Origin of the sequence: Klebsiella michiganensis (assembly GCF_002925905.1) — a bacterium.
GTDB classification, from domain to species: Bacteria; Pseudomonadota; Gammaproteobacteria; order Enterobacterales; family Enterobacteriaceae; genus Klebsiella; species Klebsiella michiganensis.
Genome location: NZ_PRDB01000001.1, coordinates 1,285,259 through 1,310,446 on the forward strand (window position 1 = coordinate 1,285,259; position 25,188 = coordinate 1,310,446).

19 protein-coding genes are annotated in these 25,188 nt (G+C 53.9%); 14 read left to right on the forward strand and 5 right to left on the reverse strand.

The features are described 5' to 3' along the window. The first annotated feature begins 24 nt into the window (after nucleotides 1–24). The 3 genes from dgt to cdaR all read left to right on the forward strand — a co-directional run bounded on the left by dgt (nucleotide 25) and on the right by cdaR (nucleotide 4,462). A complete protein-coding gene (gene dgt / locus CDA56_RS06190; RefSeq protein WP_014227994.1) occupies nucleotides 25–1,539 on the forward strand; it encodes a dGTPase in 1,515 nt (504 codons plus the stop codon). A gap of 134 nt (nucleotides 1,540–1,673) precedes the next feature. Next, nucleotides 1,674–3,113, forward strand: coding sequence for a serine endoprotease DegP (gene degP, locus CDA56_RS06195; RefSeq protein ID WP_004098740.1), 1,440 nt, complete (start codon nucleotides 1,674–1,676; stop codon nucleotides 3,111–3,113). Between the two features lie 191 nt (nucleotides 3,114–3,304). Beyond that, nucleotides 3,305–4,462, forward strand: a complete 1,158-nt coding sequence (gene cdaR, locus CDA56_RS06200) for a DNA-binding transcriptional regulator CdaR (protein WP_004098741.1) — start codon at nucleotides 3,305–3,307, stop codon at nucleotides 4,460–4,462. 36 nt (nucleotides 4,463–4,498) lie between these two features. Here the strand turns inward: cdaR and CDA56_RS06205 are convergent, their stop codons facing one another. The 5 genes from CDA56_RS06205 to map form a co-directional block, all read right to left on the reverse strand. Further along, nucleotides 4,499–7,477, reverse strand: a complete 2,979-nt coding sequence (locus tag CDA56_RS06205) for a putative mucin/carbohydrate-binding domain-containing protein (RefSeq protein WP_103814174.1) — start codon at nucleotides 7,475–7,477, stop codon at nucleotides 4,499–4,501. Between the two features lie 195 nt (nucleotides 7,478–7,672). Beyond that, complete coding sequence (locus tag CDA56_RS06210; RefSeq protein WP_004098742.1) at nucleotides 7,673–8,062, reverse strand: DUF3461 family protein; 390 nt, start codon at nucleotides 8,060–8,062, stop codon at nucleotides 7,673–7,675. A gap of 107 nt (nucleotides 8,063–8,169) precedes the next feature. After that, complete coding sequence (dapD, locus tag CDA56_RS06215; RefSeq protein ID WP_004098743.1) at nucleotides 8,170–8,994, reverse strand: 2,3,4,5-tetrahydropyridine-2,6-dicarboxylate N-succinyltransferase; 825 nt, start codon at nucleotides 8,992–8,994, stop codon at nucleotides 8,170–8,172. A 33-nt stretch (nucleotides 8,995–9,027) separates the two neighbouring features. Beyond that, entirely contained in the window at nucleotides 9,028–11,691 is a 2,664-nt protein-coding gene (gene glnD, locus CDA56_RS06220; protein WP_046878565.1) for a bifunctional uridylyltransferase/uridylyl-removing protein GlnD, read from the reverse strand. A 191-nt stretch (nucleotides 11,692–11,882) separates the two neighbouring features. Next, nucleotides 11,883–12,677, reverse strand: coding sequence for a type I methionyl aminopeptidase (map, locus tag CDA56_RS06230; RefSeq protein WP_004098745.1), 795 nt, complete (start codon nucleotides 12,675–12,677; stop codon nucleotides 11,883–11,885). A gap of 323 nt (nucleotides 12,678–13,000) precedes the next feature. Between map and rpsB the strand changes: the two genes are divergently transcribed. From rpsB to lpxD, 11 genes are all read left to right on the forward strand, one after another. Next, complete coding sequence (gene rpsB / locus CDA56_RS06235) at nucleotides 13,001–13,726, forward strand: 30S ribosomal protein S2 (protein WP_003856207.1); 726 nt, start codon at nucleotides 13,001–13,003, stop codon at nucleotides 13,724–13,726. 119 nt (nucleotides 13,727–13,845) lie between these two features. Then, nucleotides 13,846–14,697, forward strand: coding sequence for a translation elongation factor Ts (tsf, locus tag CDA56_RS06240; protein WP_004098746.1), 852 nt, complete (start codon nucleotides 13,846–13,848; stop codon nucleotides 14,695–14,697). Nucleotides 14,698–14,843: 146 nt separating this feature from the next. Next, nucleotides 14,844–15,569 (forward strand): UMP kinase, encoded by a 726-nt coding sequence (gene pyrH, locus CDA56_RS06245; RefSeq protein ID WP_004098747.1) that lies wholly within the window; start codon nucleotides 14,844–14,846, stop codon nucleotides 15,567–15,569. A gap of 205 nt (nucleotides 15,570–15,774) precedes the next feature. Next, nucleotides 15,775–16,332, forward strand: coding sequence for a ribosome recycling factor (gene frr / locus CDA56_RS06250; protein WP_004098748.1), 558 nt, complete (start codon nucleotides 15,775–15,777; stop codon nucleotides 16,330–16,332). Nucleotides 16,333–16,558: 226 nt separating this feature from the next. Beyond that, nucleotides 16,559–17,758: a 1-deoxy-D-xylulose-5-phosphate reductoisomerase gene (ispC, locus tag CDA56_RS06255; RefSeq protein WP_057173044.1), complete on the forward strand. Its 1,200-nt coding sequence runs from the start codon at nucleotides 16,559–16,561 to the stop codon at nucleotides 17,756–17,758. Between the two features lie 242 nt (nucleotides 17,759–18,000). After that, a complete protein-coding gene (ispU, locus tag CDA56_RS06265) occupies nucleotides 18,001–18,759 on the forward strand; it encodes a (2E,6E)-farnesyl-diphosphate-specific ditrans,polycis-undecaprenyl-diphosphate synthase (protein WP_004098751.1) in 759 nt (252 codons plus the stop codon). Between the two features lie 12 nt (nucleotides 18,760–18,771). Next, entirely contained in the window at nucleotides 18,772–19,629 is an 858-nt protein-coding gene (gene cdsA / locus CDA56_RS06270; protein WP_014228000.1) for a phosphatidate cytidylyltransferase, read from the forward strand. 11 nt (nucleotides 19,630–19,640) lie between these two features. Then, nucleotides 19,641–20,993: a sigma E protease regulator RseP gene (gene rseP / locus CDA56_RS06275; RefSeq protein WP_014228001.1), complete on the forward strand. Its 1,353-nt coding sequence runs from the start codon at nucleotides 19,641–19,643 to the stop codon at nucleotides 20,991–20,993. Nucleotides 20,994–21,024: 31 nt separating this feature from the next. Then, nucleotides 21,025–23,454, forward strand: a complete 2,430-nt coding sequence (bamA, locus tag CDA56_RS06280; protein ID WP_014228002.1) for an outer membrane protein assembly factor BamA — start codon at nucleotides 21,025–21,027, stop codon at nucleotides 23,452–23,454. 130 nt (nucleotides 23,455–23,584) lie between these two features. Next, a complete protein-coding gene (skp, locus tag CDA56_RS06285) occupies nucleotides 23,585–24,070 on the forward strand; it encodes a molecular chaperone Skp (protein ID WP_004098757.1) in 486 nt (161 codons plus the stop codon). A gap of 3 nt (nucleotides 24,071–24,073) precedes the next feature. Then, nucleotides 24,074–25,099: a UDP-3-O-(3-hydroxymyristoyl)glucosamine N-acyltransferase gene (lpxD, locus tag CDA56_RS06290; protein WP_014837448.1), complete on the forward strand. Its 1,026-nt coding sequence runs from the start codon at nucleotides 24,074–24,076 to the stop codon at nucleotides 25,097–25,099. Nucleotides 25,100–25,188: the final 89 nt, after the last annotated feature.

Here is a 25,188-nt window from a genome sequence, read left to right on the forward strand (position 1 = left end):
CGTTATTGCTCGCTCGGGGAGATCATGGCTAAGATCGATTTTCGCAACAAGATTAACTGGCGTCGCCGCTACCGTTCACCGCAGGGCGTTGAGACGGAGCGTGAAATCCTGCGAATTTTCGAAAGCGATCGCGGACGCATCATCAACTCGCCGGCAATCCGCCGGCTGCAGCAAAAAACCCAGGTTTTCCCGCTGGAGCGCAATGCCGCGGTGCGTACGCGGCTGACCCACTCTCTGGAAGTTCAGCAGGTGGGCCGCTACATCGCCAAAGAGGTGCTGAGTCGTCTGAAAGAGCAGAAGCTGCTGGAAAGCTACGGGCTGGATGAGCTTACCGGGCCGTTCGAGAGCATTGTTGAAATGGCCTGCCTGATGCACGATATCGGCAATCCGCCATTTGGCCATTTTGGCGAGGCGGCAATTAATGATTGGTTCAGCCAGCGGCTCTTCCCCGGCGATGCGGCCAGCCAGCCGTTAACCGACGATCGCTGCGTGGTTGCGGCGCTGCGCCTGCAGGAAGGCGATAGCCAGCTGAATGAGCTGCGGCGTAAGGTTCGCCAGGACTTATGCTGGTTTGAAGGCAATGCGCAGGGTATTCGCTTAGTGCATACGCTGATGCGCATGAATCTCACCTGGGCGCAGGTGGGCTGTATTCTAAAATATACGCGTCCGGCATGGTGGCGCGGGGAAGCGCCGGCCAGCCACAATTATTTAATGAAAAAACCTGGTTATTATTTAGCCGAAGAGGGCTATGTTGCGAGGTTGCGTAAAGAACTGGATCTGGCTCCTTACAATCGCTTCCCATTAACGTGGATTATGGAAGCCGCGGATGATATCTCATATTGCGTCGCCGACCTTGAAGATGCGGTAGAAAAACGCATCTTCAGCGTAGAGCAGCTTTATCAGCATCTCTATGAAGCCTGGGGCGTTCACGAAAAAGGCTCCTTGTTTAATCAGGTTGTCGAAAACGCCTGGGAGAAATCGCGTGCGAATTCTCTGAGCCGGAGTACTGAAGATCAGTTTTTTATGTATTTACGGGTTAATACGCTCAATAGGCTGGTACCGTATGCGGCGCGGCGGTTTATTGATAACCTGGCGAAGATTTTTAGCGGTGACTTTAACCATGCGCTGCTTGAGGACGATAGTGATTGCAGCCAGCTTCTTGAACTATATAAAAATGTCGCGGTAAAACATGTGTTTAGCCATCCGGATGTCGAGCAGCTGGAGCTGCAGGGCTATCGCGTGATCAGCGGTCTGTTAGATATATACCAGCCGCTGTTAAAATTATCGCTGGATGAGTTTAGTTTGCTGGTGGAAAAAGAGCGGGTGCGAAGTTTACCGATTGCATCACGTCTTTTTCAGAAACTTTCAACTCGTCATCGGTTAGCTTACATAGAAGCCGTAAATAAGATTTCGCGCAATAATCCGGAGTTTCCAGTGATGGAATATTATTATCGCTGTCGTCTCATTCAGGACTATATCAGCGGAATGACCGACTTGTATGCATGGGATGAATATCGACGATTGATGGCCGTAGAATAAGGGTGAGTTTTGTAAAGACGGACAATAAATTTTTACTTTTACCAAAACTTCATTCCGGAACTTCGCGCTATAAAATGACTCTGATAGTCACCAACACAGCAACTATTCGTTATCTGAAATTGAGATTGAAACCTATGAAAAAAACCACGTTAGCAATGAGTGCCCTGGCTCTGAGTTTAGGTCTGGCGTTGTCCCCTCTCTCTGCGAGCGCGGCGGAAACAGCTTCTTCTGCGACTAATGCGCAGCAGATGCCAAGCCTGGCGCCGATGCTGGAAAAAGTGATGCCGTCGGTCGTGAGCATTAACGTTGAGGGGAGCACCACCGTTAATACGCCGCGGATGCCGCGTAACTTCCAGCAGTTCTTTGGCGACAATTCGCCGTTCTGTCAGGATGGTTCTCCGTTCCAGAGCTCTCCGTTCTGTCAGGGCGGCGGGCAGGGCGGTGCGCCGGGTAGCGACGGCGGCCAGCAGCAGAAATTTATGGCCCTCGGTTCCGGGGTGATTATTGATGCCGCTAAAGGCTATGTCGTGACTAACAACCACGTCGTGGATAACGCGACTACTATCAAAGTTCAGCTCAGCGATGGCCGCAAGTTCGACGCGAAAGTGGTCGGCAAAGACCCGCGTTCTGATATTGCGCTGATTCAAATCCAGGATCCGAAAAACCTGAGCGCGATTAAGCTGGCGGACTCTGACGCCCTGCGCGTCGGCGATTACACCGTGGCGATCGGTAACCCGTTTGGCCTGGGCGAAACCGTGACCTCGGGGATCGTTTCCGCCCTGGGCCGTAGCGGCCTGAACGTTGAAAACTATGAAAACTTTATCCAGACCGATGCGGCGATCAACCGCGGTAACTCCGGCGGCGCGCTGGTTAACCTGAACGGCGAGCTGATCGGTATCAACACCGCGATTCTGGCGCCGGACGGCGGCAACATTGGTATCGGCTTCGCTATTCCGAGCAACATGGTGAAAAACCTGACCGATCAGATGGTCAAATTTGGCCAGGTTAAGCGCGGTGAGCTGGGCATCATGGGGACCGAGCTGAACTCCGAACTGGCGAAAGCGATGAAAGTTGACGCTCAGCGCGGCGCGTTCGTCAGCCAGGTGATGCCGAACTCGGCGGCCGCTAAGGCGGGGATTAAAGCCGGCGACGTGATTACCACGCTGAACGGTAAATCGATCAGCAGCTTTGCCGCGCTGCGTGCCCAGGTGGGGACCATGCCGATCGGCAGCAAAGTCGAGCTTGGCCTGCTGCGTGACGGCAAGCCGGTGACGGTGACCGTTGAGCTGCAGCAGAGCAATCAGAACCAGGTTGACTCAAGCACCATCTTCAACGGTATTGAAGGTGCGGAAATGAGCAACAAAGGTCAGGATAAAGGCGTCGTGGTGAGTAACGTGAAAGCGGGAACGCCGGCGGCGCAGATTGGCCTGAAGAAAGGCGATATTATCGTTGGCGCGAACCAGCAGCCGGTGAAAAATATTGCCGATCTGCGCAAAATTTTTGATGCCAAACCGTCGGTTCTGGCACTGAATATCCAGCGCGGCGATACGTCGATTTATCTGCTGATGCAGTAATCCCTGACGGTTCGCAAAGCCCCTTTTCTCCTTGCGGAGGAAAGGGGCTTTTTTATTTCTGCCGCCCCTTCCATTTTTCGTTCTGTGATATCTTCCACAACTCCATATTTCTTAGCCCGGCTTTGTGCAAATGCACAATGCGGCGTGTTGCCAACTCTTTTATGCTGTTAGCCTGCTCACGGGAGGGTTACATGGCTGGCTGGCATCTTGATACCAAAATGGCTCAGGATATCGTGGCGCGTACGATGCGCATCATTGATACCAATATTAACGTAATGGATGCCCGCGGGCGCATTATCGGTAGCGGAGACCGCGAGCGAATTGGTGAATTGCACGAAGGCGCGCTATTAGTGCTTTCCCAGGGCCGCGTTGTCGATATTGATGATGCCGTTGCCCGACATCTGCACGGCGTGCGCCAGGGGATCAACCTGCCGCTGCGTCTGGAAGGGGAGATCGTCGGCGTTATCGGCCTGACCGGCGAACCGGAGTCGCTGCGTAAATACGGTGAACTGGTGTGTATGACCGCCGAGATGATGCTGGAACAATCGCGGCTGATGCATCTCCTGGCCCAGGATAGCCGTCTGCGCGAAGAGCTGGTGATGAACCTGATTCAGGCGGAAGAGAACACCCCGGCGCTGACCGAGTGGGCCCAGCGTCTGGGGATCGATCTCAACCAACCGCGCGTGGTGGCTATGATTGAAGTGGATAGCGGCCAGCTGGGCGTAGACAGCGCGATGGCGGAGCTGCAGCAGCTCCAGACCGCGTTGACCACGCCGGACCGTAATAATCTGGTGGCCATTGTCTCGCTGACCGAAATGGTGGTACTGAAGCCCGCGCTGAACGCCTTTGGCCGCTGGGATGCGGAAGATCACTGCAAACGGGTCGAGCAGCTCATTAGCAGGATGAAAGAGAACGGTCAGCTGCGTTTTCGCGTGGCGCTGGGAAACTTTTTTACCGGACCGGGCAGTATTGCTCGCTCGTATCGCACCGCCAGAACCACCATGATGGTCGGTAAACAGCGGATGCCGGAGAGCCGTAGCTATTTTTACCAGGATTTGATGCTGCCGGTACTGCTGGATAGCCTGCGCGGCGGCTGGCAGGCTAATGAGCTGGCGCGCCCGCTGGTTCGCCTGAAGGCGATGGATAACAACGGCCTGCTGCGTCGCACCTTACAGGCCTGGTTTCGTCATAACGTGCAGCCGCTGGCGACGTCGAAAGCACTGTTTATCCACCGTAATACGCTGGAATACCGTTTGAACCGTATCTCTGAGCTGACGGGGCTGGATTTGGGTAATTTTGACGATCGTCTGCTGCTGTATATTGCGCTACAGCTCGATGAGCAGCGCTAAAAACACTCCCGCCTGCGGCGGGAGCGGGGACGGCAATTACAGGCGCTGCAGTCCGCGGGCCGTGACTTGCCAGGAGACGGTATGAGGCTGTGGCCAGGCGTTACCGTTTTGTGGGTTGATAATGACGGAGCGATCGCCGGCTTCGGCATGGAAGACTTCGATGATATAGCCCTCATCAAGTATTGCCGTATCTATATAGTCGCCAAGCTGCGATGAGCCTTTAATGGACTGGCGATAAACCACCGAGCCGCGCGTATTGTAGATATTCACCGCGGCATAGGCCGTCGTAAAGTGCTTATTCGGCACCACGGGGCTGGCGGTAAAGGTGAGCGCGCCGCGGCCAATATCCATCTCCATCGTCGCAAAACGAATATTATCATTGCCAAGTAGCTGCCAGCAGAAGAGATCGCCATACAGCTCTGTAGCCTCGTCCTCAGCATCCGTAGTTTCTTTATCCTCCGGGTCTGGCACCAGCGAACAGGTCTCCAGCCCATCCTTCACTACCCGCCAGCGGTTGTGCTGCTTCAGCGTAATGGCGCGATGCGTCGTATCATTGCTGGCGCTGGAGCGGAATGGCTCATCATGGAAAACCTCAATGATCATGTTTTCAGCGAGGGCGATAGTTTCGCTGTTTGCCAGGTTGTTGGTCGCTCCGGCATAGCTGCGGTGATAAACCACCGTTTCGTCCGCCCCGGTTACCGTAATGCTGGCGTAGGTATGGGAGACATAATACGGGTGCGGCGCGCCGGTACGGGTGGTGACCATCATGGCGTGCTGTTGATTATCGATAACGATCTGGCAAAAATCTTTGTTGCCCTGTCCTCTGAGATTGAGGGTCACGCTCTTGCCCGTCAACTCGCCCGGTTCACTATTATCCTGAGGCAGGACATCGGCATACTCTTTAAGCAGCCTGCTGCGCTGGGGCTCTTCAATATGGGAGAGCATCAGCCAGAGATCGTTTTTACATACGCTCTCTTCCTGCGCTAATAGCGAGGGCTGGTTACGCATCGCCTGAGCGTCATGCTCGAAAATAGCCAGTAAATCTTCCGCCGGATTATTATCGAGGATAAAGTTGTAAAGCCCACTCTCATCAATACGCATCAGCTGGCATTTCTCGCCCGCGATCAGCGGTAAATACTCCGGGGAGGCTTTCAGACGTCCCGGCTCGACGTGAGTAATATACAAGTGATAGTGAGGGCCGAAGGGAATAATCACCTTACCGGTGGCGCAGTTTGTGCCGTTCATATTGCGCTCAAAGACTTTTTCGCCGCTGGCGGAAAGTACGCATACGCCGGCATAGAGCGCGTCAGGGTAGTTGTTGTGCGGCGTGGCGCTGGTAATATTCAGCGTAAGCTGCTGATTTTCGAAATCGATATCCAGATATGCAAACGGCGTGTCGCCAATACCTAAAAAGCTCATTGTCACGTTACGCCCGCGGGTATCGCGTTGTCGGGTGTAGTTGATGGTAGCCGCATTTGCCCCTTCTTTTACGACGAGATAGCTGATATCCGGACGATATTTTTGTGAACGGCCTTTCGGAGGATCGATCTGGTAAACGCCGACTGGAATATCATTCAGGATCAACGTGTCATCATTAACAACCAGTGAATAATGCGTGCCACAATTATCTTTAATCGTCAGCGTTCGCCCGTAAATTTGTTCCAGCTGGTCGATATTGAACGTCAGGGATAGCGTCCCCGTTTTGCCTAATGCCGCCAGTTCGCTGTTATCCACCAGCCACACGAAGGAGTCCAGCCCCAGCTGCCGCCGCGCGCTATCCCATTCGCTTTGCGGAAGGAAAAGATATAGCGGATAGAGCGGTTTTGCCGCCAGCGCGGCGATATCTCCCTTAGTGGTAATTTCCAGCGTTAAGCCGCATAGCTCGATAAACGGCGTGACATCATACCCTGCGGCGGCGGCAATGGCGGTAGCCAACATATCGATAAGCTGATAATCGGACGGCCGGAAGCTATCGCCGTTGGCCAGTTCACGATAGTTCTGGTTAAAGGCGCTGAAGGCTTTGGTTCCTGCTTTTAGCAACATCAGCATCAGGAACTGCAGGCGCGGACGCAGGCCCCAGCTGGCGACCGGCGTCTGGTCTTTTATATAGGTCATCAGCTGGAGTTCCTGTACGGCCTGCTGACCATAGTTATAGAGCCAGCCATCCACATAGAGATGATTATCCTGGCTCAGGGTAAGCTGCTGATAGAAAGCGGCGTAAATATTGTTCCACACCTCATTGACGGGCAGAGTGGTGTCCTGCATAAATTTGCCCTGATACCCGTGCGCAATTTCATGAAGAATAACCCACTGCGTCGCAACGTTATCCAGCCAGCCTTCACCTAACGTTGATGATGTATGTGCGCACCACCAGGGGTGATAATAGGCTGCGCCGACGCCGTGTTTATCTGCCCGCACAAAGTAGCGGTTGGCGACATCCTGGTTCCACGGCGCATCCGGGCGATCGCTTAGCCCAGCCCAGTCGTTATAGCATTTGAAAAGGTGGGTGTAATAAGCGTGTAGCGAGGATAAGCCCGCTTTCATCGCATTATCGCGGTCGGCGTAGGGCAGCAGCAGGTTAATCACATCTAAATCAAGCAGCGCGAGTGCGGATTGATTTTTCTCCCAGCTGAGGAAAAATTCATCCTCAGATTGTCCTGCTTTCCAGCACGGCAGCGGTTTAGTTGCGACAGGTTGCTGGTAGATGACGGTGAATTCGCTGGACTGGTCGGTAAACAGCGTATCGACAAAAGGAACGGTGTCGACCGTGGCGCTGACCGTTTTCCAGCCGGTGGCGATCGTGCTGGTGCTTTCTAGCGCGGTATCATTGCAAAGCAGGCGCAGAATCGAGTTGCCGTTGCTGATATCCGGTTGGCGAATGTGCAGCGGCGTATTGGCGGGCAGAATAAAGCCCAGCGGCTGGCGATCGTGCTGCCGTCCTTTTTCAAAGCCGGTCTTATCCAGCCAGGGCGCAGATTGTAGGGTATAAAATTTTTGTTCAATTTCCTGTGTCATCGTATGATCTCCTTTCAGGTGGAAATTGAACATACAGCGACTTATTTTATTATGTCATTCATGCAGATAGGGATATGAGATGAAATGATATCAGAGAGGAATAGCTGATATTCGCTGATGCTGCCGGTGGGGGTGAGTGAGAAAAAAGAGGATGAGGCAGAGAGAAACAGGGCCAGCATCTGGCCCGTATCAGGCTTACTTATTGCGGGTCAGTTTTTCCAGATCGGATTCGATTTCGCTGATCTTATTCGTCACCACGCTTTCGAGGTGACGCAGATCGTCGAGGATCTTACGTTTCAGATCGATTTCGGTGCGATCGCGCTGACAGATTTGATCCAGCTCGTCGATGATATAGCGTAGATTAGGGCTAATCTCCTGGACTTCTTTATATCCCTGGCCCACGCCGTCGGCGACAACGGTTTTGCGCTGACGCGGATATTTGAACTTGACGCTCTTGGCGAAGAACTCGCCTTTATCCTTCTGAAAGTAGATTTTCAGAATGTCGTTGTTGGCTTCCTGCCGCAGGCTATAGCGATCGATTTCATCAGGATTGGTAATACCAAGACTTTTCAGATTATCGTACATAACGGTACCTTTGATATCATCGTAATCTTTGAATAATTAACGAAAAAATCCATCTTCGCCAGCTCAATATATAAAAAAAGCGGGATGCCTCCCGCTTTTCATGCTGCTTAGTCGATGGTACGCAGAAGTTCGTTGATTCCAACCTTGCCGCGGGTTTTGGCATCGACTTTTTTGACGATAACCGCGCAGTACAAGCTGTACTTGCCATCTTTTGACGGCAGGTTGCCGGAGACGACGACGGATCCCGCCGGAACGCGGCCGTAGAAGACTTCACCGGTTTCGCGGTCGTAGATTTTGGTGCTCTGGCCGAGGTATACGCCCATGGAGATAACGGAACCCTCTTCGACGATGACGCCTTCAACGACTTCCGAACGCGCGCCGATAAAGCAGTTATCTTCGATAATGGTCGGGTTAGCCTGCAGCGGCTCCAGTACGCCACCGATGCCGACGCCGCCGGACAGGTGGACGTTTTTGCCGATCTGCGCGCAGGAACCCACGGTCGCCCAGGTATCAACCATCGAACCTTCGTCAACGTAGGCGCCGATGTTCACATAGGACGGCATCAGAACCGTGTTGCGAGCGATATACGCCCCCTGACGAACGGCCGCCGGCGGAACGACGCGGAAACCTTCTTTCTGGAAACGCGCTTCATCATAATCCGCGAACTTCATTGGGACTTTATCGAAGTAGCGGCTTTCCGCACCATCGATAACCTGGTTATCGTTAATACGGAAAGAGAGCAGAACCGCTTTCTTCAGCCACTGATGGGTGACCCACTGGCCGTCAACTTTTTCAGCGACACGCAGCGCGCCGGAATCAAGCAGAGAAATCACCTGGTTAACCGCTTCGCGGGTTACGGTATCCACGTTTGCCGGCGTGATGTCGGCGCGACGCTCAAAAGCGGACTCAATAACGTTCTGTAATTGCTGCATTGTTTACTCTTTCCATTTACTTAAAAAAATACGTTACCCTTTATCGTTTGGATTGAGGGCCTCTGTCAACCGTTGTTGCACTTCTTGCTGTAGCTCATTATTAAGGGCGCGCCGGTCTGCGGTGGCGATTATAAATAAATCTTCTACTCGCTCACCAATTGTCGTAATTCGCGCGCCGTGGAGCGAAATTCCGAGGTCGGCAAACACCTGGCCGACGCGCGCTAACAGACCCGGCTGGTCGAGAGCAATCAGCTCAAGAAAGGATTTCCGGTCGGTATGCGTCGGCAGGAAATTCACCTCCGTCGGCACGGAAAAATGCCTCAGCTTCGCCGCCTGACGACGGGGCGCCGGCGGCTGCCAGCTGCGCTGGCTGATGGTCTGTTCCAGGCCCACGCGGATCATTTCGTGCCTGTCGGCGGAAAGCGGGCTGCCGTCCGGCTCAAGAACAATAAAGGTATCCATCGCCATGCCGTCGCGGGTGGTGAAGATCTGCGCATCGTGAACGCTAAGATTACGTCGATCCAGCTCGCCGCAAACGGCGGCGAAGAGGTAAGGACGATCCGGACTCCAGATGAAGATCTCGGTGCCCCCGCGCGAGGCGTGGGAACTGAGCAGGATCATCGGTTTGCTGAGATCGTGCTGCAGCAGATTACGCGCGTGCCAGGCGAGCTGGTTTGGCGTATGGCGCACAAAGTAGTTGGCGCGGCAGCGGTTCCAGATTTGGTGCAGCGCCTGTTCATTAATATTTTCCATCCGCAGCAGCGCCAGCGCCTGTAGCTGGTGGTGACGCACCCGCTCGCGCATATCCGGCGTGTTTTGCATCCCCCGGCGCAGCTGTTTTTCGGTGGCGAAATAGAGCTCGCGCAGCAGGCTCTGCTTCCAGCTGTTCCACAGGTTTTCGTTGGTGGCGCAGATATCGGCGACGGTCAGGCAAACCAGGTAGTGCAGACGGTTCTCCGTTTGCACCTCTTCGGCAAACTGCTTGATCACTTCCGGATCCTGAATATCGCGACGCTGGGCGGTGACCGACATCAGCAGATGATGACGCACCAGCCACGCCACCAGCTGGGTTTCGCGCGAGTTAAGACCGTGAAGCTCGGCGAATTTCAGCACGTCCTGCGCGCCGAGAATCGAATGGTCGCCGCCGCGTCCTTTCGCGATATCGTGGAAGAGGGCGGCGATAAGGATCAGCTCCGGATGCGTCAGGCGCGGCCACAGTTCAACGCACAGCGGATGGCGGCTGCGGGTCTCTTCTTTGGCGAAGCTCTCAAGCTTAAGCAGCACGCGGATCGTGTGTTCATCAACGGTATAGGCGTGAAACAGGTCAAATTGCATCTGACCGACAATATGCGACCATTGCGGCATATAGGCCCACAGCACGCTATGGCGGTGCATCGGCAGCAGCCCCCGGCTGACCGCGCCCTGATGGCGCAGCATGCTGAGGAACAGGGTCCGCGCTTCCGGAATATAGCAAAGCGGCTGCGTCAGATGACGACGGGCGTGGCGCAGGTGGCGAAGCGTGGTGGAGTAGATGCCGGTAATGCTGCTGTTACGCACCATCATAAAGAACATGCGCAGAATCGCCTGCGGTTCGCGGATGAACAGCGTGTCATCGCGCAGATCGATTAGCGTGCCGCGCAGCTGAAAATCATCGTCAATCGGCCGCGGCTTCTCATCTTCGGTGAGCGCCAGAATCGCCTCTTCGAACAGCTGGATCAGCATTTGGTTCAGCTCGCTCACCCGGCGGGTGACGCGAAAGAAATCCTTCATCATATGCTCGATCGGCTGGTTGCTTTCGCCTTCGTAACGCAGGCGACGGGCGACGCTGAACTGCCTGTCGAACAGCAGGCGATTATCGTAGCGGTTGAGCTCCAGATGCAGCGCAAAGCGAATGCGCCACAGCTGATGCAGGCATTCGTTAAGCTCGTTGCGCTCGGCTTCGGTCAGGAAGCCGAAGCCGACCATTTCATCAAGCGAGGTGGCGCCGAAATGGCGGCGCGCGATCCACTGCAGGGTGTGAATATCGCGCAGGCCGCCGGGGCTGCTTTTCACGTCCGGCTCGAGGTTATAGCTGGTCCCGTGATAGCGCTGATGGCGTACATTCTGCTCTTCGACTTTTGCCGCAAAGAACTTTTCCGATGGCCAGAAGCCGTCGCTGAATATATGTTTTTGCAGTTCAAGGAACAGCGCGACGTCGCCAATAAGCAGACGCGATTCAATCAGGTTAGTGGCGACGCTGAGGTCCGACAGCCCCTCCAGCAGGCACTCTTCGAGGGTGCGCACGCTGTGGCCGACTTCCAGCTTGATATCCCACAGCAGCGTCAGCAGCTCGCCGACCTTCTGCGCCTGCTCATCGGGCAGCTTTTTACGGCTCAGGATAAGCAGGTCGATATCGGAAAGCGGGTGCAGTTCGCCGCGGCCGTAACCGCCGACGGCGACCAGCGCGATGTCGTTCATCGACCCGAACCCGTACTCGACCCATAGCCGCTGAAGCAGCTGATCGATAAATTCGGTGCGCGCCTCAATCAATCTCTCTGCGGCGATGCCGTGGTCAAACGCTTCGCCCAGCCAGCGCTGAAAAGCGTCGATGTGCGCCTTGATAGCCGCGCAGTTGAAGTCGCTCTGCGGCCAGCAGCCCGGATTCGCCGGCTGGTCGGCCAGGGCAGGGGAGACAGTATCAGATAAAGAGTTGCTCATCGCGCCACCATAATAAAAAACTATCGCCCATAAAAAATCGCCGGGAGCGATTTTTAACGTCGCTTGCGGCGGCCCATAGGGTGACGGGCAGGACGCCCGTCATAAAAAATCGCCGGGAGCGATTTTTAACGTCGCTTGCGGCGGCCCACAGGGTGCCCGTCATAAAAAAGCCGGCTGGCGCCGGCTTTTCATCATTCGTTGTGCGAGATTATCGCCGGGATGGTGTCATCCTTGCGTAACGTCAGTATTTCGCAGCCGCTGTCTGTCACCACAATAGTATGCTCATACTGCGCAGACAAGCTCCGGTCTTTGGTTTTTACCGTCCAGCCGTCTTTCATACTGCGGATCTCTTTTTTACCCGCGTTGACCATCGGTTCAATGGTAAAGGTCATGCCGGGTTTGAGCACCACGTTGGTTTCCGGAGAGTCGTAATGCAGCACCTGCGGTTCTTCATGGAAACCGCGGCCGATACCGTGGCCGCAGTACTCGCGCACGACGGAGAAACCTTCCGCTTCGACGTATTTCTGGATAGCCGCGCCGATAGCGCGCAGATTAACGCCCGGTTTGACCATTTTCAGGGCCAGATAGAGGCTTTCCTGGGTAATGCGGCACAGGCGCTCGCCCAGAATGGTCGGTTTACCGACGATAAACATCTTCGAGGTGTCACCGTGGAAATCATCTTTAATGACGGTGACGTCAATGTTGACGATATCGCCATCTTTCAGCAGCTTGCCGTCGTCCGGGATCCCGTGGCACACCACTTCATTAATAGAGATGCAGACGGATTTCGGGAAGCCGTGGTAGCCCAGGCAGGCGGATACGGCTTTTTGTTCGTTAACGATATAATCGTTGCAGATGCGATCCAGTTCGCCGGTGCTGACGCCCGGTTTTACGTAGGGTTCGATCATTTCCAGCACTTCAGCGGCCAGGCGGCCGGCAACGCGCATTTTTTCGATGTCTTCAGATGTCTTGATAGAAATAGCCATGGATTGTGTCCAGCAGTGTCGATTTTTTCGACAATAATAGATTATGTCTGAACAATGTTAACAGTCCGGGCGTCCTGCTGCCAAATTGAGAATCATTAGCAGCACGCGACGTCAACAACAGTTGGTGTCTGGTCCTGTTTTGTGGTATAAAGCGCGCCGGACTTCTGTTCCATTCTCAGATACACAAGATGGACTGAAGCGACAAATCTCACTTTGTGTAACAACACACACGTATCGGCACATATTCCGGGGTGCCCTTTGGGGTCGGTAATATGGGATACGTGGAGGCATAACCCCAACTTTTATCTATAGAGGTTTTAAACATGGCAACTGTTTCCATGCGCGACATGCTCAAGGCTGGTGTTCACTTTGGTCACCAGACCCGTTACTGGAACCCGAAAATGAAGCCTTTCATCTTCGGCGCGCGTAACAAAGTTCACATCATCAACCTTGAGAAAACTGTACCGATGTTCAACGAAGCTCTGGCTGAACTGAACAAGATCTCTTCTCGCAAAGGCAAAATCCTTTTCGTTGGTACTAAGCGCGCTGCAAGCGAAGCGGTAAAAGACGCTGCTAACAGCTGCGACCAGTTCTTCGTGAACCATCGCTGGCTGGGCGGTATGCTGACTAACTGGAAAACCGTTCGTCAGTCTATCAAACGTCTGAAAGACCTGGAAACTCAGTCCCAGGACGGTACTTTCGACAAGCTGACCAAGAAAGAAGCGCTGATGCGCACTCGTGAGCTGGACAAGCTGGAAAACAGCCTGGGCGGTATCAAAGACATGGGCGGCCTGCCGGACGCGCTGTTCGTTATCGACGCTGACCACGAGCACATCGCAATCAAAGAAGCAAACAACCTGGGTATTCCGGTATTTGCTATCGTTGATACTAACTCCGATCCGGACGGCGTTGACTTCGTTATCCCGGGTAACGACGACGCAATCCGTGCAGTTAGCCTGTACCTGAGCGCTGTTGCTGCTACCGTTCGTGAAGGCCGTTCTCAGGATCTGGCTTCTCAGGCGGAAGAAAGCTTCGTAGAAGCTGAATAATAAGGCATACCCTTATTTAGTACCGTGTATAAATAGGGGCCTCTTAGCGGCCCCTTTTTCACTTTCAAATCTGTCTGGTTCCTGGAACCGGGCCGATCACATCTCCCGAGGAATAAAGAATGGCTGAAATTACCGCATCCCTGGTAAAAGAGCTGCGCGAGCGTACTGGCGCAGGCATGATGGATTGCAAAAAAGCGCTGACTGAAGCGAACGGCGACATCGAGCTGGCAATCGAAAACATGCGTAAATCCGGTGCTATTAAAGCAGCGAAAAAAGCGGGCAACGTTGCCGCTGACGGCGTGATCATCACTAAAATCGATGGCACCTACGGCATCATTCTGGAAGTTAACTGCCAGACTGACTTCGTGGCTAAAGATGGTGGCTTCCAGGCATTTGCTAACAAAGTTCTGGATGCAGCTGTTGCAGGCAAAATCACCGACGTTGAAGTTCTGAAAGCACAGTTCGAAGAAGAACGCGTTGCGCTGGTTGCTAAAATCGGTGAGAACATCAACATCCGTCGCGTTTCTTCCCTGGAAGGCGAAGTTCTGGGCTCTTACCAGCACGGCGCGCGTATCGGTGTTCTGGTTGCCGCTAAAGGCGCGAGCGAAGAGCTGGTTAAACAGCTCGCTATGCACATCGCTGCAAGCAAGCCTGAATTCGTTAAGCCGGAAGACGTTTCCGCTGAAGTGGTGGAAAAAGAGTACCAGGTTCAGCTGGACATCGCCATGCAGTCTGGCAAGCCGAAAGAAATCGCAGAGAAAATGGTTGAAGGCCGCATGAAGAAATTCACCGGCGAAGTTTCTCTGACCGGTCAGCCGTTCGTTATGGACCCGAGCAAATCCGTTGCTCAGCTGCTGAAAGAGCACAACGCTGACGTGACTGGCTTCATCCGCTTTGAAGTGGGCGAAGGCATTGAGAAAGTTGAGACTGACTTTGCAGCAGAAGTTGCTGCGATGTCCAAGCAGTCTTAATTTTCAAAAGGAGCCGCCTGAGGGCGGCTTCTTTTTGCGCCTAATGTGTAAATTCAGCCAACCGCTATAGTGGGCACGCTGAAAAGCGACGTACAATGTCGCCAGAATTAATTCATCTCATTCGTTGACAGTCTCAGGAAAGAAACATGGCTACCAATGCAAAACCCGTCTACAAACGTATTCTGCTTAAGTTAAGTGGCGAAGCTCTGCAAGGTTCAGAAGGCTTCGGTATTGATGCGAGCATACTTGACCGCATGGCTCAGGAAATCAAAGAACTGGTTGAGCTGGGTATTCAGGTTGGCGTAGTGATTGGTGGCGGTAACCTTTTCCGTGGTGCTGGTCTGGCGAAAGCGGGTATGAACCGCGTTGTGGGCGACCACATGGGCATGCTGGCAACGGTCATGAACGGCCTTGCAATGCGTGATGCACTTCATCGCGCCTATGTGAACGCCCGCCTGATGTCAGCGATTCCGCTGAATGGCGTGTGCGATAACTACAGCTGGGCGGAAGCTATCAGCCTGCTGCGTAACAACCGCGTGGTGATTCTTTCCGCGGGTACCGGCAACCCATTCTTTACCACCGATTCCGCTGCCTGCCTGCGCGGCATTGAAATTGAAGCCGATGTGGTACTGAAAGCCACCAAAGTCGACGGTGTATTTACCGCTGACCCGGCCAAAGATCCTTCCGCAACGATGTACGATCAGCTGACCTACAGCGAAGTACTGGATAAAGAGCTGAAAGTGATGGATCTTGCGGCCTTTACCCTGGCGCGTGACCACAAACTGCCGATTCGCGTATTCAATATGAATAAGCCTGGCGCGCTGCGCCGCGTGGTGATGGGTGAAAAAGAAGGCACATTAATTACTGAGTAATTCCCGTCAGCGTCAAATACGGGTAATATTCGGCCTTACTTTTTCGGGTTTTTGACCCGATGGTTTTCAACATGCTCTGTGGACGGAATGCTGCGGCTGACCCGCAGCCTGAAAGACGCTGAGCATAAACATGACTATACTTAGCTCACTTTTGCAGTGGGCGACCGTCTGGTCTGTCTGAGACAAGTTTTCAAGGATTCGTAACGTGATTAGCGATATCAGAAAAGATGCTGAAGTACGCATGGACAAATGCGTTGAAGCGTTCAAAACCCAAATCAGCAAAATACGCACGGGTCGTGCTTCTCCCAGCCTGCTGGATGGCATTATCGTGGAATACTACGGCACGCCGACCCCGCTGCGTCAGCTGGCTAGCGTAACGGTAGAAGACTCCCGCACGCTGAAGATCAACGTCTTCGATCGCTCCATGAGCCCGGCCGTTGAAAAAGCGATTATGGCTTCCGATCTCGGTCTGAACCCAAGCTCTGCGGGCAGCGATATCCGCGTTCCGCTGCCGCCGCTGACCGAAGAGCGTCGTAAAGATCTGACCAAAATCGTGCGTGGCGAAGCTGAACAGGCGCGCGTTGCCGTACGTAACGTTCGTCGCGATGCCAACGACAAAGTCAAAGCGCTGCTGAAAGAGAAAGAGATCAGCGAAGATGACGATCGCCGCTCTCAGGAAGATGTGCAGAAAATGACTGATGCTGCTATCAAGAAAGTTGATGCGGCGCTGGCGGATAAAGAAGCGGAACTGATGCAGTTCTGATTCTCTGCCGACACGCAGGTCTCACGATCGGCCTGCGTAAAATCTGAAACGCCGTACAGGAGACCGTACGCTCAATTTTCGGGATTGCGTTTAGACGGCTGGCCTTGTAGCCTTTGGCGCCATGTCAAAGGCCTTGCGCCTCCGCTCTGTCAACCGATAATTGATGCATAAGGGTTTGCTGGCGGCGTTTTGCTTTTTATCCTGTCTTCATTATTCTGGACGCCTCATGAAGCAATTAACCATTCTTGGTTCGACCGGTTCTATCGGCTGCAGCACGCTGGATGTGGTGCGCCATAATCCTGATAGCTTTTCTATCACCGCGCTGGTCGCCGGGAAAAATGTCGACCGTATGGTTGAACAATGTCTGGAATTCTCCCCTCGTTACGCGGTAATGGACGATGCGCACAGCGCGGAGCTGCTGCGTGCGCAACTGCGCGAGCAGGGCAGCCGAACGGAAGTCATGAGCGGCCAGCAGGCGGCGGCAGAAGTGGCGGCGCTCGACGAGGTCGAGCAGGTGATGGCGGCGATTGTCGGCGCAGCAGGCCTGGTGCCGACGCTCTCAGCCATTCGTGCGGGTAAAACGGTGCTGCTGGCGAACAAAGAGTCGCTGGTGACCTGTGGCCGTCTGTTTATGGATGCCGTGCAGCAGTACGGCGCACGATTGTTGCCGGTTGATAGCGAGCATAATGCGATTTTTCAGAGTATGCCGGAAACAATTCAACATAATCTGGGATACGCTGATTTAACCCAGAACGGCGTGGCGTCGATTCTGCTCACCGGCTCCGGCGGTCCCTTCCGGGAAACGGCGATTTCTGAACTGGCGGCGATGACCCCCGATCGGGCATGCAAGCATCCAAACTGGTCGATGGGGCGCAAAATATCTGTCGATTCGGCCACCATGATGAACAAAGGGCTGGAGTATATCGAAGCCCGCTGGCTGTTCAACGCCTCGGCGCAGCAGATGGAAGTCCTGATCCATCCGCAATCGGTGATTCACTCGATGGTACGTTATCAGGATGGCAGCGTCCTGGCGCAGCTCGGCGAGCCGGATATGCGTACGCCGATTGCCCACACGATGGGCTGGCCAAAACGCCTTAATTCTGGCGTGAAACCGCTGGATTTCTGTCAGTTGAGCACTCTGAGCTTCTCGGCGCCGGATTACGGCCGTTACCCCTGTCTGAAGCTGGCCATGGAGGCTTTTGATGTCGGCCAGGCGGCGACCACGGCGCTGAATGCGGCAAATGAAGTTTCGGTCGCGGCGTTTCTGAACGGGGATATTCGCTTTACCGATATTGCGGCGATAAATCAGGCGGTGCTGGATCAACAGGCGTTAAATGAGCCGCAAAGTATTGATGAAGTGCTGGCTATTGATGCGATGGCCCGGGTAAGCGCAGGCCAGCTCCTGACGGCGTGGCGCAAATTCTGATACGCGTTGTGATATTTGTGGGCGCTGTGCTTCAGTGATATAGTCTGCGCCATCCGATCGTTGCATTTTGGTGTGAAAGATTACGGTGGCCGTGGCAAGACACGGCTTTTTTGCGTAAAGCTTTTGGTTGTTCTCTGCGATTGGCCGTAGCTCCGGCACCGGATAAAAATGCGTATCCAGCGCTGACCGGTGGCCCGTGTTTAGTAGCTTAGCTAATCCTTATTATGGACTTAAAACGCGTTATGTTGTCTGCTAATCAAACTGTCAGCGAAATGTTGCCTGCGCATGGCTGTCGTCATGTGGCCATTATTATGGATGGCAACGGGCGTTGGGCAAAACGGCAAGGAAAGATCCGCGCCTTTGGCCATAAAGCCGGCGCTAAATCTGTTCGTCGCGCCGTCTCTTTCGCGGCGAATAATGGTATTGAAGCGTTGACGTTATACGCGTTCAGCAGTGAAAACTGGAATCGCCCGGCGCAGGAAGTCAGCGCGCTGATGGAGCTGTTTGTCTGGGCGCTGGATAGCGAAGTGAAAAGTCTGCACCGGCATAATGTGCGTCTGCGTATTATCGGCGAGACCACGCGCTTCAATGCGCGTCTCCAGGAGCGTATTCGCAAAGCGGAGGCGCTGACTGAGAACAACACCGGTTTGACCCTGAATATTGCGGCGAACTACGGCGGCCGCTGGGATATCGTCCAGGGCGTTCGTCATCTGGCCAAACAGGTGCAAGACGGGGTGCTTCAGCCCGAGCAAATCACAGAAGAGATGCTGAGCCAGCAGGTCTGCATGCATGAACTGGCTCCCGTAGATTTAGTTATTAGGACCGGGGGAGAGCATCGCATTAGTAATTTTTTGATTTGGCAAATTGCCTATGCCGAACTTTACTTTACGGATGTTCTTTGGCCCGATTTCGCTGAACAGGACTTTGAAGGTGCACTCCATGCCTTTGTTAATCGAGAGCGTCGCTTCGGCGGCACTGAGCCGGGCGGCAACAATGCCTGATGGGGGTCACTTTTGCTGAAGTATCGCCTGATTTCTGCTTTCGTCTTAATACCCGTTGTTATTGCGGCGCTTTTTTTACTGCCGCCCGCGGGTTTTGCCATCGTTACGCTAGTCGTCTGTATGCTCGCCGCGTGGGAGTGGGGGCAATTTAGCGGTTTCACTTCAACTACCCAGAGAGTCTGGCTGTCAGTGCTTTGCGGTCTGCTGCTGGCGCTGATGCTATTCCTGATGCCGGAATACCATTATGACGTTCATCAACCGCTGGTTGAGGGCGCGCTATGGGCATCATTAGGCTGGTGGGTCGTCGCGCTGCTTTTAGTGCTGACTTACCCCGCTTCAGCGGCTTTCTGGCGCAATTCAAAAACGCTCCGTCTGATTTTTGGCGTCCTGACCATCGTGCCGTTTTTTTGGGGCATGCTGGCGCTTCGGGCCTGGCATTATACCGATGACCACTATAGCGGTGCGCTGTGGTTGCTGTACGTAATGATTCTGGTCTGGGGCGCGGATTCCGGCGCTTACATGTTCGGAAAAATGTTCGGTAAGCATAAGCTGGCGCCGAAGGTTTCTCCGGGTAAAACCTGGCAGGGTTTTTTCGGTGGTCTGTTAACGGCAGCGGTTATCTCCTGGGCTTACGGCTGGTGGGCCCATCTGAATGTCACGCCGATGGTGCTGCTGGTGTGTTCTATTGTCGCGGCCCTGGCTTCGGTACTCGGCGACCTGACCGAAAGCATGTTTAAACGCGAAGCTGGCATTAAAGATAGCGGAAATCTGATTCCCGGACACGGCGGTATCCTCGATCGTATCGATAGCCTGACGGCCGCGGTGCCCGTGTTTGCTTGCCTACTCTTGTTGGTTTTCAGGACGATTTGACGGAAGGTTTTATGCTGAGCGTTCTCTGGAATTTGGCTGCTTTTATTATTGCGCTGGGCGTGTTGATCACCGTCCATGAGTTTGGCCATTTCTGGGTTGCTCGCCGCTGCGGTATCCGCGTTGAGCGTTTCTCAATCGGCTTTGGCAAAGCGCTGTGGCGCCGTTTTGATAAGCAAGGAACGGAATTTATTATCGCCCTTATTCCGCTGGGCGGTTATGTCAAAATGCTCGACGAACGCGTTGAGCCCGTGGCGCCAGAGATGCGTCACTCCGCGTTTAACAACAAAACCGTCGGCCAGCGCGCCGCCGTTATTGCCGCGGGGCCAATCGCGAACTTCCTTTTTGCCATTTTTGCCTACTGGCTGGTGTTTATTATCGGCGTGCCAGGCGTGCGTCCGGTCGTTGGCGACATAACGCCCAACTCGATCGCCGCGCAAGCACAAATTGCAAAAGGAACGGAACTTAAAGCGATAGATGGCATCGAAACGCCTGATTGGGATGCAGTACGTATGGCGCTGGTGGCGAAGATAGGCGATCGGCAAACAATAGTTACGGTCGCCCCTTTCGGGACCAATCAACGTCAGGATAAAATCCTCGATCTGCAGCACTGGGCGTTTGAGCCGGATAAACAAGATCCGGTTGCCTCGTTGGGCATTCAGCCTCGCAGCGCGCAGATTGATACCGTCCTGGCTGAAGTACAATCTGACTCGGCGGCGCAGAAGGCGGGTTTGCAAGCGGGCGACAGGATCGTTAAAGTCGATGGTCAACCGTTAACGCAGTGGATGACGTTTGTTAATCTGGTGCGTGATAATCCGGGTAGGGCATTAGTTCTGGACATCGAGCGGCAGGGTAGCCCCCTGTCGGTGACCTTGACGCCGGATACGAAGTCTACCAAAGGCAAAGCGGAGGGGTTTGCAGGGGTCGTACCTAAGGTCATCCCGCTGCCTGATGAATATAAGACAGTGCGTCAGTACGGGCCGTTTGCCGCCATCGCTGAAGCCACGGATAAAACCTGGCAGCTGATGTCGTTAACGGTCCGAATGCTGGGCAAATTGATAACCGGTGATGTCAAACTGAACAACCTCAGCGGGCCGATTTCTATCGCCCAGGGGGCTGGGATGTCAGCGGAATTTGGGTTGATTTACTATCTGATGTTCCTTGCGCTGATCAGCGTGAACCTCGGCATAATCAACCTGTTCCCGCTTCCCGTTCTCGACGGGGGACATCTGCTGTTTTTGGCGATTGAAAAGCTGAAAGGCGGGCCGGTATCCGAGCGAGTTCAAGACTTTAGTTATCGCATTGGCTCAATATTGCTGGTGCTGTTAATGGGGCTTGCACTTTTCAATGATTTCTCTCGGTTGTAAGAGAGTTTGTTAGGAAGAACGCATAATAACGATGGCGATGAAAAAGTTGCTCATAGCGTCGCTGCTGTTTAGCAGCGCAACCGTATACGGTGCTGACGGGTTCGTGGTGAAGGACATTCATTTCGAAGGCCTTCAGCGAGTCGCTGTTGGTGCGGCCCTCCTCAGTATGCCAGTGCGTCCTGGCGATACCGTAACCGATGATGATATCAGTAACACCATCCGTGCTCTGTTTGCCACCGGCAACTTTGAGGACGTCCGCGTACTGCGCGATGGTGATACCCTGCTGGTGCAGGTGAAAGAGCGTCCAACGATTGCCAGCATCACTTTCTCCGGTAACAAGTCGGTGAAAGATGACATGCTCAAGCAAAACCTTGAGGCATCCGGCGTGCGCGTAGGGGAATCCCTCGATCGCACCACGCTGGCTGATATCGAAAAGGGGCTGGAGGATTTCTACTACAGCGTCGGTAAGTACAGCGCCAGCGTTAAAGCTGTCGTGACGCCGCTGCCGCGTAACCGTGTCGACCTGAAGCTGGTATTCCAGGAAGGCGTCTCGGCGAAAATCCAGCAGATCAATATCGTTGGCAACCACGCATTCAGCACCGATGAACTCATTTCTACCTTCCAGCTGCGCGATGAAGTGCCATGGTGGAACGTGGTGGGCGATCGTAAATATCAGAAACAGAAGCTGGCGGGAGATCTTGAAACGCTGCGCAGCTACTATCTGGATCGCGGCTATGCTCGTTTCAACATTGACTCCACGCAGGTTAGCCTGACGCCGGATAAAAAAGGGATCTACATCACCATCAACATTACCGAAGGCGATCAGTACAAGCTTTCTGGTGTGCAGGTGACGGGTGACCTGGCTGGGCATTCGGCAGAAATCGAAGCGCTGACCAAAGTGGAGCCGGGCGAGCTGTATAACGGCACCAAAGTGACCAAAATGGAGAATGACATTAAGAAACTCCTCGGTCGCTACGGCTATGCCTATCCGCGCGTTCAGTCCCAGCCGGAAATCAGCGATAGCGATAAGACCGTGAAGCTGCACGTGAACGTCGATGCGGGTAACCGCTACTACGTGCGTAAAATTCGCTTCGAAGGCAACGACACCTCGAAAGATGCCGTTCTGCGTCGCGAAATGCGTCAGATGGAAGGCGCCTGGCTGGGCAGCGACCTGGTCGATCAGGGGAAAGATCGTCTGAACCGTTTAGGCTACTTTGAAACGGTTGATACCGATACGCAGCGCGTTCCGGGCAGCCCGGATCAGGTTGACGTGGTCTATAAGGTTAAAGAGCGTAACACCGGTAGCTTTAACTTCGGCGTTGGTTACGGTACGGAAAGCGGCGTCAGCTTCCAGGCCGGCGTTCAGCAGGATAACTGGCTCGGTACCGGCTATTCCGTTGGGATTAACGGCACCAAAAACGACTATCAGACCTATACTGAACTGTCGGTGACGAACCCGTACTTTACCGTGGATGGCGTCAGCCTCGGCGGTCGTGTTTTCTATAACGACTTCGACGCTAACGATGCGGACCTGTCTGACTATACCAACAAAAGCTATGGTACAGACATCACGCTGGGCTTCCCGGTTAACGAATACAATACGCTGCGCGCGGGCCTGGGCTATGTGCATAACAAGCTATCCAACATGCAGCCTCAGGTATCCATGTGGCGTTATCTGAATTCGATGGGGCAGTATCCGGACAACACCAACGACAGAAACTCGTTCAGCGCTGACGACTTCACCTTCAACTACGGCTGGACGTATAACAAGCTCGACCGTGGCTTCTTCCCGACCGAAGGCTCACGCGTCAACCTGAACGGTAAAGTGACGATTCCGGGATCGGATAACGAATACTACAAAGCGACGCTCGATACCGCGACCTATGTACCTATCGATGACGATCATAAATGGGTGATGTTGGGTCGTACCCGCTTTGGTTATGGCGATGGTCTGGGCGGTAAAGAGATGCCGTTCTATGAGAACTTCTATGCCGGTGGTTCAAGCACCGTGCGTGGCTTCCAGTCCAATACTATCGGTCCGAAAGCGGTTTATTTCCCGGCCAGCAGCCGTCATGACGACGACAGCAGCTACGATAACGAATGTAAGAGCAGCGAGTCCGCACCGTGTAAGTCTGATGATGCGGTGGGCGGTAACGCCATGGCGGTTGCCAGCCTTGAGCTGATCACCCCGACGCCGTTTATTAGCGATAAATATGCGAACTCGGTCCGTACTTCCGTCTTCTGGGATATGGGTACCGTGTGGGATACTCACTGGGATTCAGCCGCATATGGTGGTTACCCGGACTACAGCGATCCAAGCAATATCCGTATGTCTGCGGGTATCGCAGTACAGTGGATGTCGCCGTTAGGTCCGTTGGTATTCTCCTACGCTCAGCCGTTTAAAAAGTACGATGGAGACAAAGCCGAACAGTTCCAGTTTAACATCGGTAAAACCTGGTAATGGTATTGGCTACAATGGAATGTAAGTGCAGTTGCAGTATAGCGCTGACTATTGGCGATAACCGAGGTTATCGCCTGGCCACGCAAATAACGGTACCCCTGGGTACTCATGGGATGGTAAGGAGTTAATTGTGAAAAAGTGGTTATTAGCTGCAGGTCTGGGTTTAGCAATGGTAACTTCCGCTCAGGCGGCAGATAAAATTGCAATGGTTAACATGAACAGCCTCTTCCAACAGGTTGCCCAGAAAACAGGCGTTTCTAACACGCTGGAAAACGAGTTTAAAGGCCGCGCGAGCGAGCTGCAGCGTATGGAAGGCGACCTGCAGTCTAAAATGCAGCGTCTGCAGTCCATGAAAGCGGGCTCTGACCGTACCAAACTGGAAAAAGACGTGATGGCTCAGCGCCAGACTTTCTCCCAGAAAGCGCAGTCTTTCGAACAGGATCGTGCACGTCGTTCTAACGAAGAGCGCGGCAAGCTGGTGACTCGTATTCAGAGCGCCGTGCAGAGCGTGGCTAAAGATCAGAGCATCGATCTGGTTGTTGACTCTAATGCCGTTGCATACAACAGCAGCGATGTAAAAGACATCACCGCTGATGTGCTGAAACAGGTTAAATAAGTAATGCCTTCAATTCGACTGGCTGATTTAGCCCAGCAGTTGGATGCAGAATTACACGGTGATGGCGATATCGTCATCACCGGCGTTGCGTCCATGCAGTCCGCACAAGCGGGCGATATTACTTTCATGGTAAATCCTAAGTACCGTGAACACCTGGCCGCTTGCCAGGCATCTGCCGTCGTGATGACGCAGGATGATTTACCTTTTGCTCATAGCGCCGCGCTGGTAGTGCGTAATCCCTACCTGACCTACGCGCGCATGGCTCAAATTCTTGATACCACGCCGCAGCCGGCGCAGGATATCGCGCCCAGCGCGGTCATCGATGCGACGGCGAAGCTGGGTACCCACGTGGCGATTGGCCCCAACGCCGTGATTGAATCGGGCGTCATCCTCGGTGATAACGTGGTTATCGGCGCGGGCTGCTTCGTTGGGAAAAATACGAAAATAGGTGCCGGCTCGCGTTTATGGGCCAACGTCACCGTTTACCACGACATTGAGATCGGCGAGAATTGCCTGATCCAGTCCAGCACGGTGATTGGCGCAGATGGCTTCGGCTACGCGAACGATCGCGGCAACTGGGTTAAGATCCCACAGCTGGGTCGCGTGATTATTGGCGATCGCGTGGAGATTGGCGCCTGTACGACCATCGACCGTGGTGCGCTGGACGACACCGTCATCGGTAACGGCGTGATTATTGATAACCAGTGTCAAATTGCGCACAACGTGGTGATTGGCGACAACACCGCGGTTGCTGGCGGCGTGATCATGGCGGGCAGCCTGAAGATCGGCCGCTACTGCATGATTGGCGGAGCCAGCGTGATCAACGGCCATATGGAAATCTGCGATAAAGTCACCGTCACGGGGATGGGAATGGTTATGCGTCCTATCACCGAGCCAGGGGTTTACTCTTCAGGTATCCCGCTGCAGCCGAATAAGGTCTGGCGTAAGACCGCTGCGCTGGTACTGAATATTGATGATATGAGCAAGCGCCTCAAAGCCATTGAGCGCAAGGTTAATCAACAAGATTAGTGCTGCGTCCAGCCACATTAAATTTTCGGCCTGTTGCATTCATGAGATTGCCGCAGGCCGTGTTATTATTGCCTTTTAGGATATTTAGA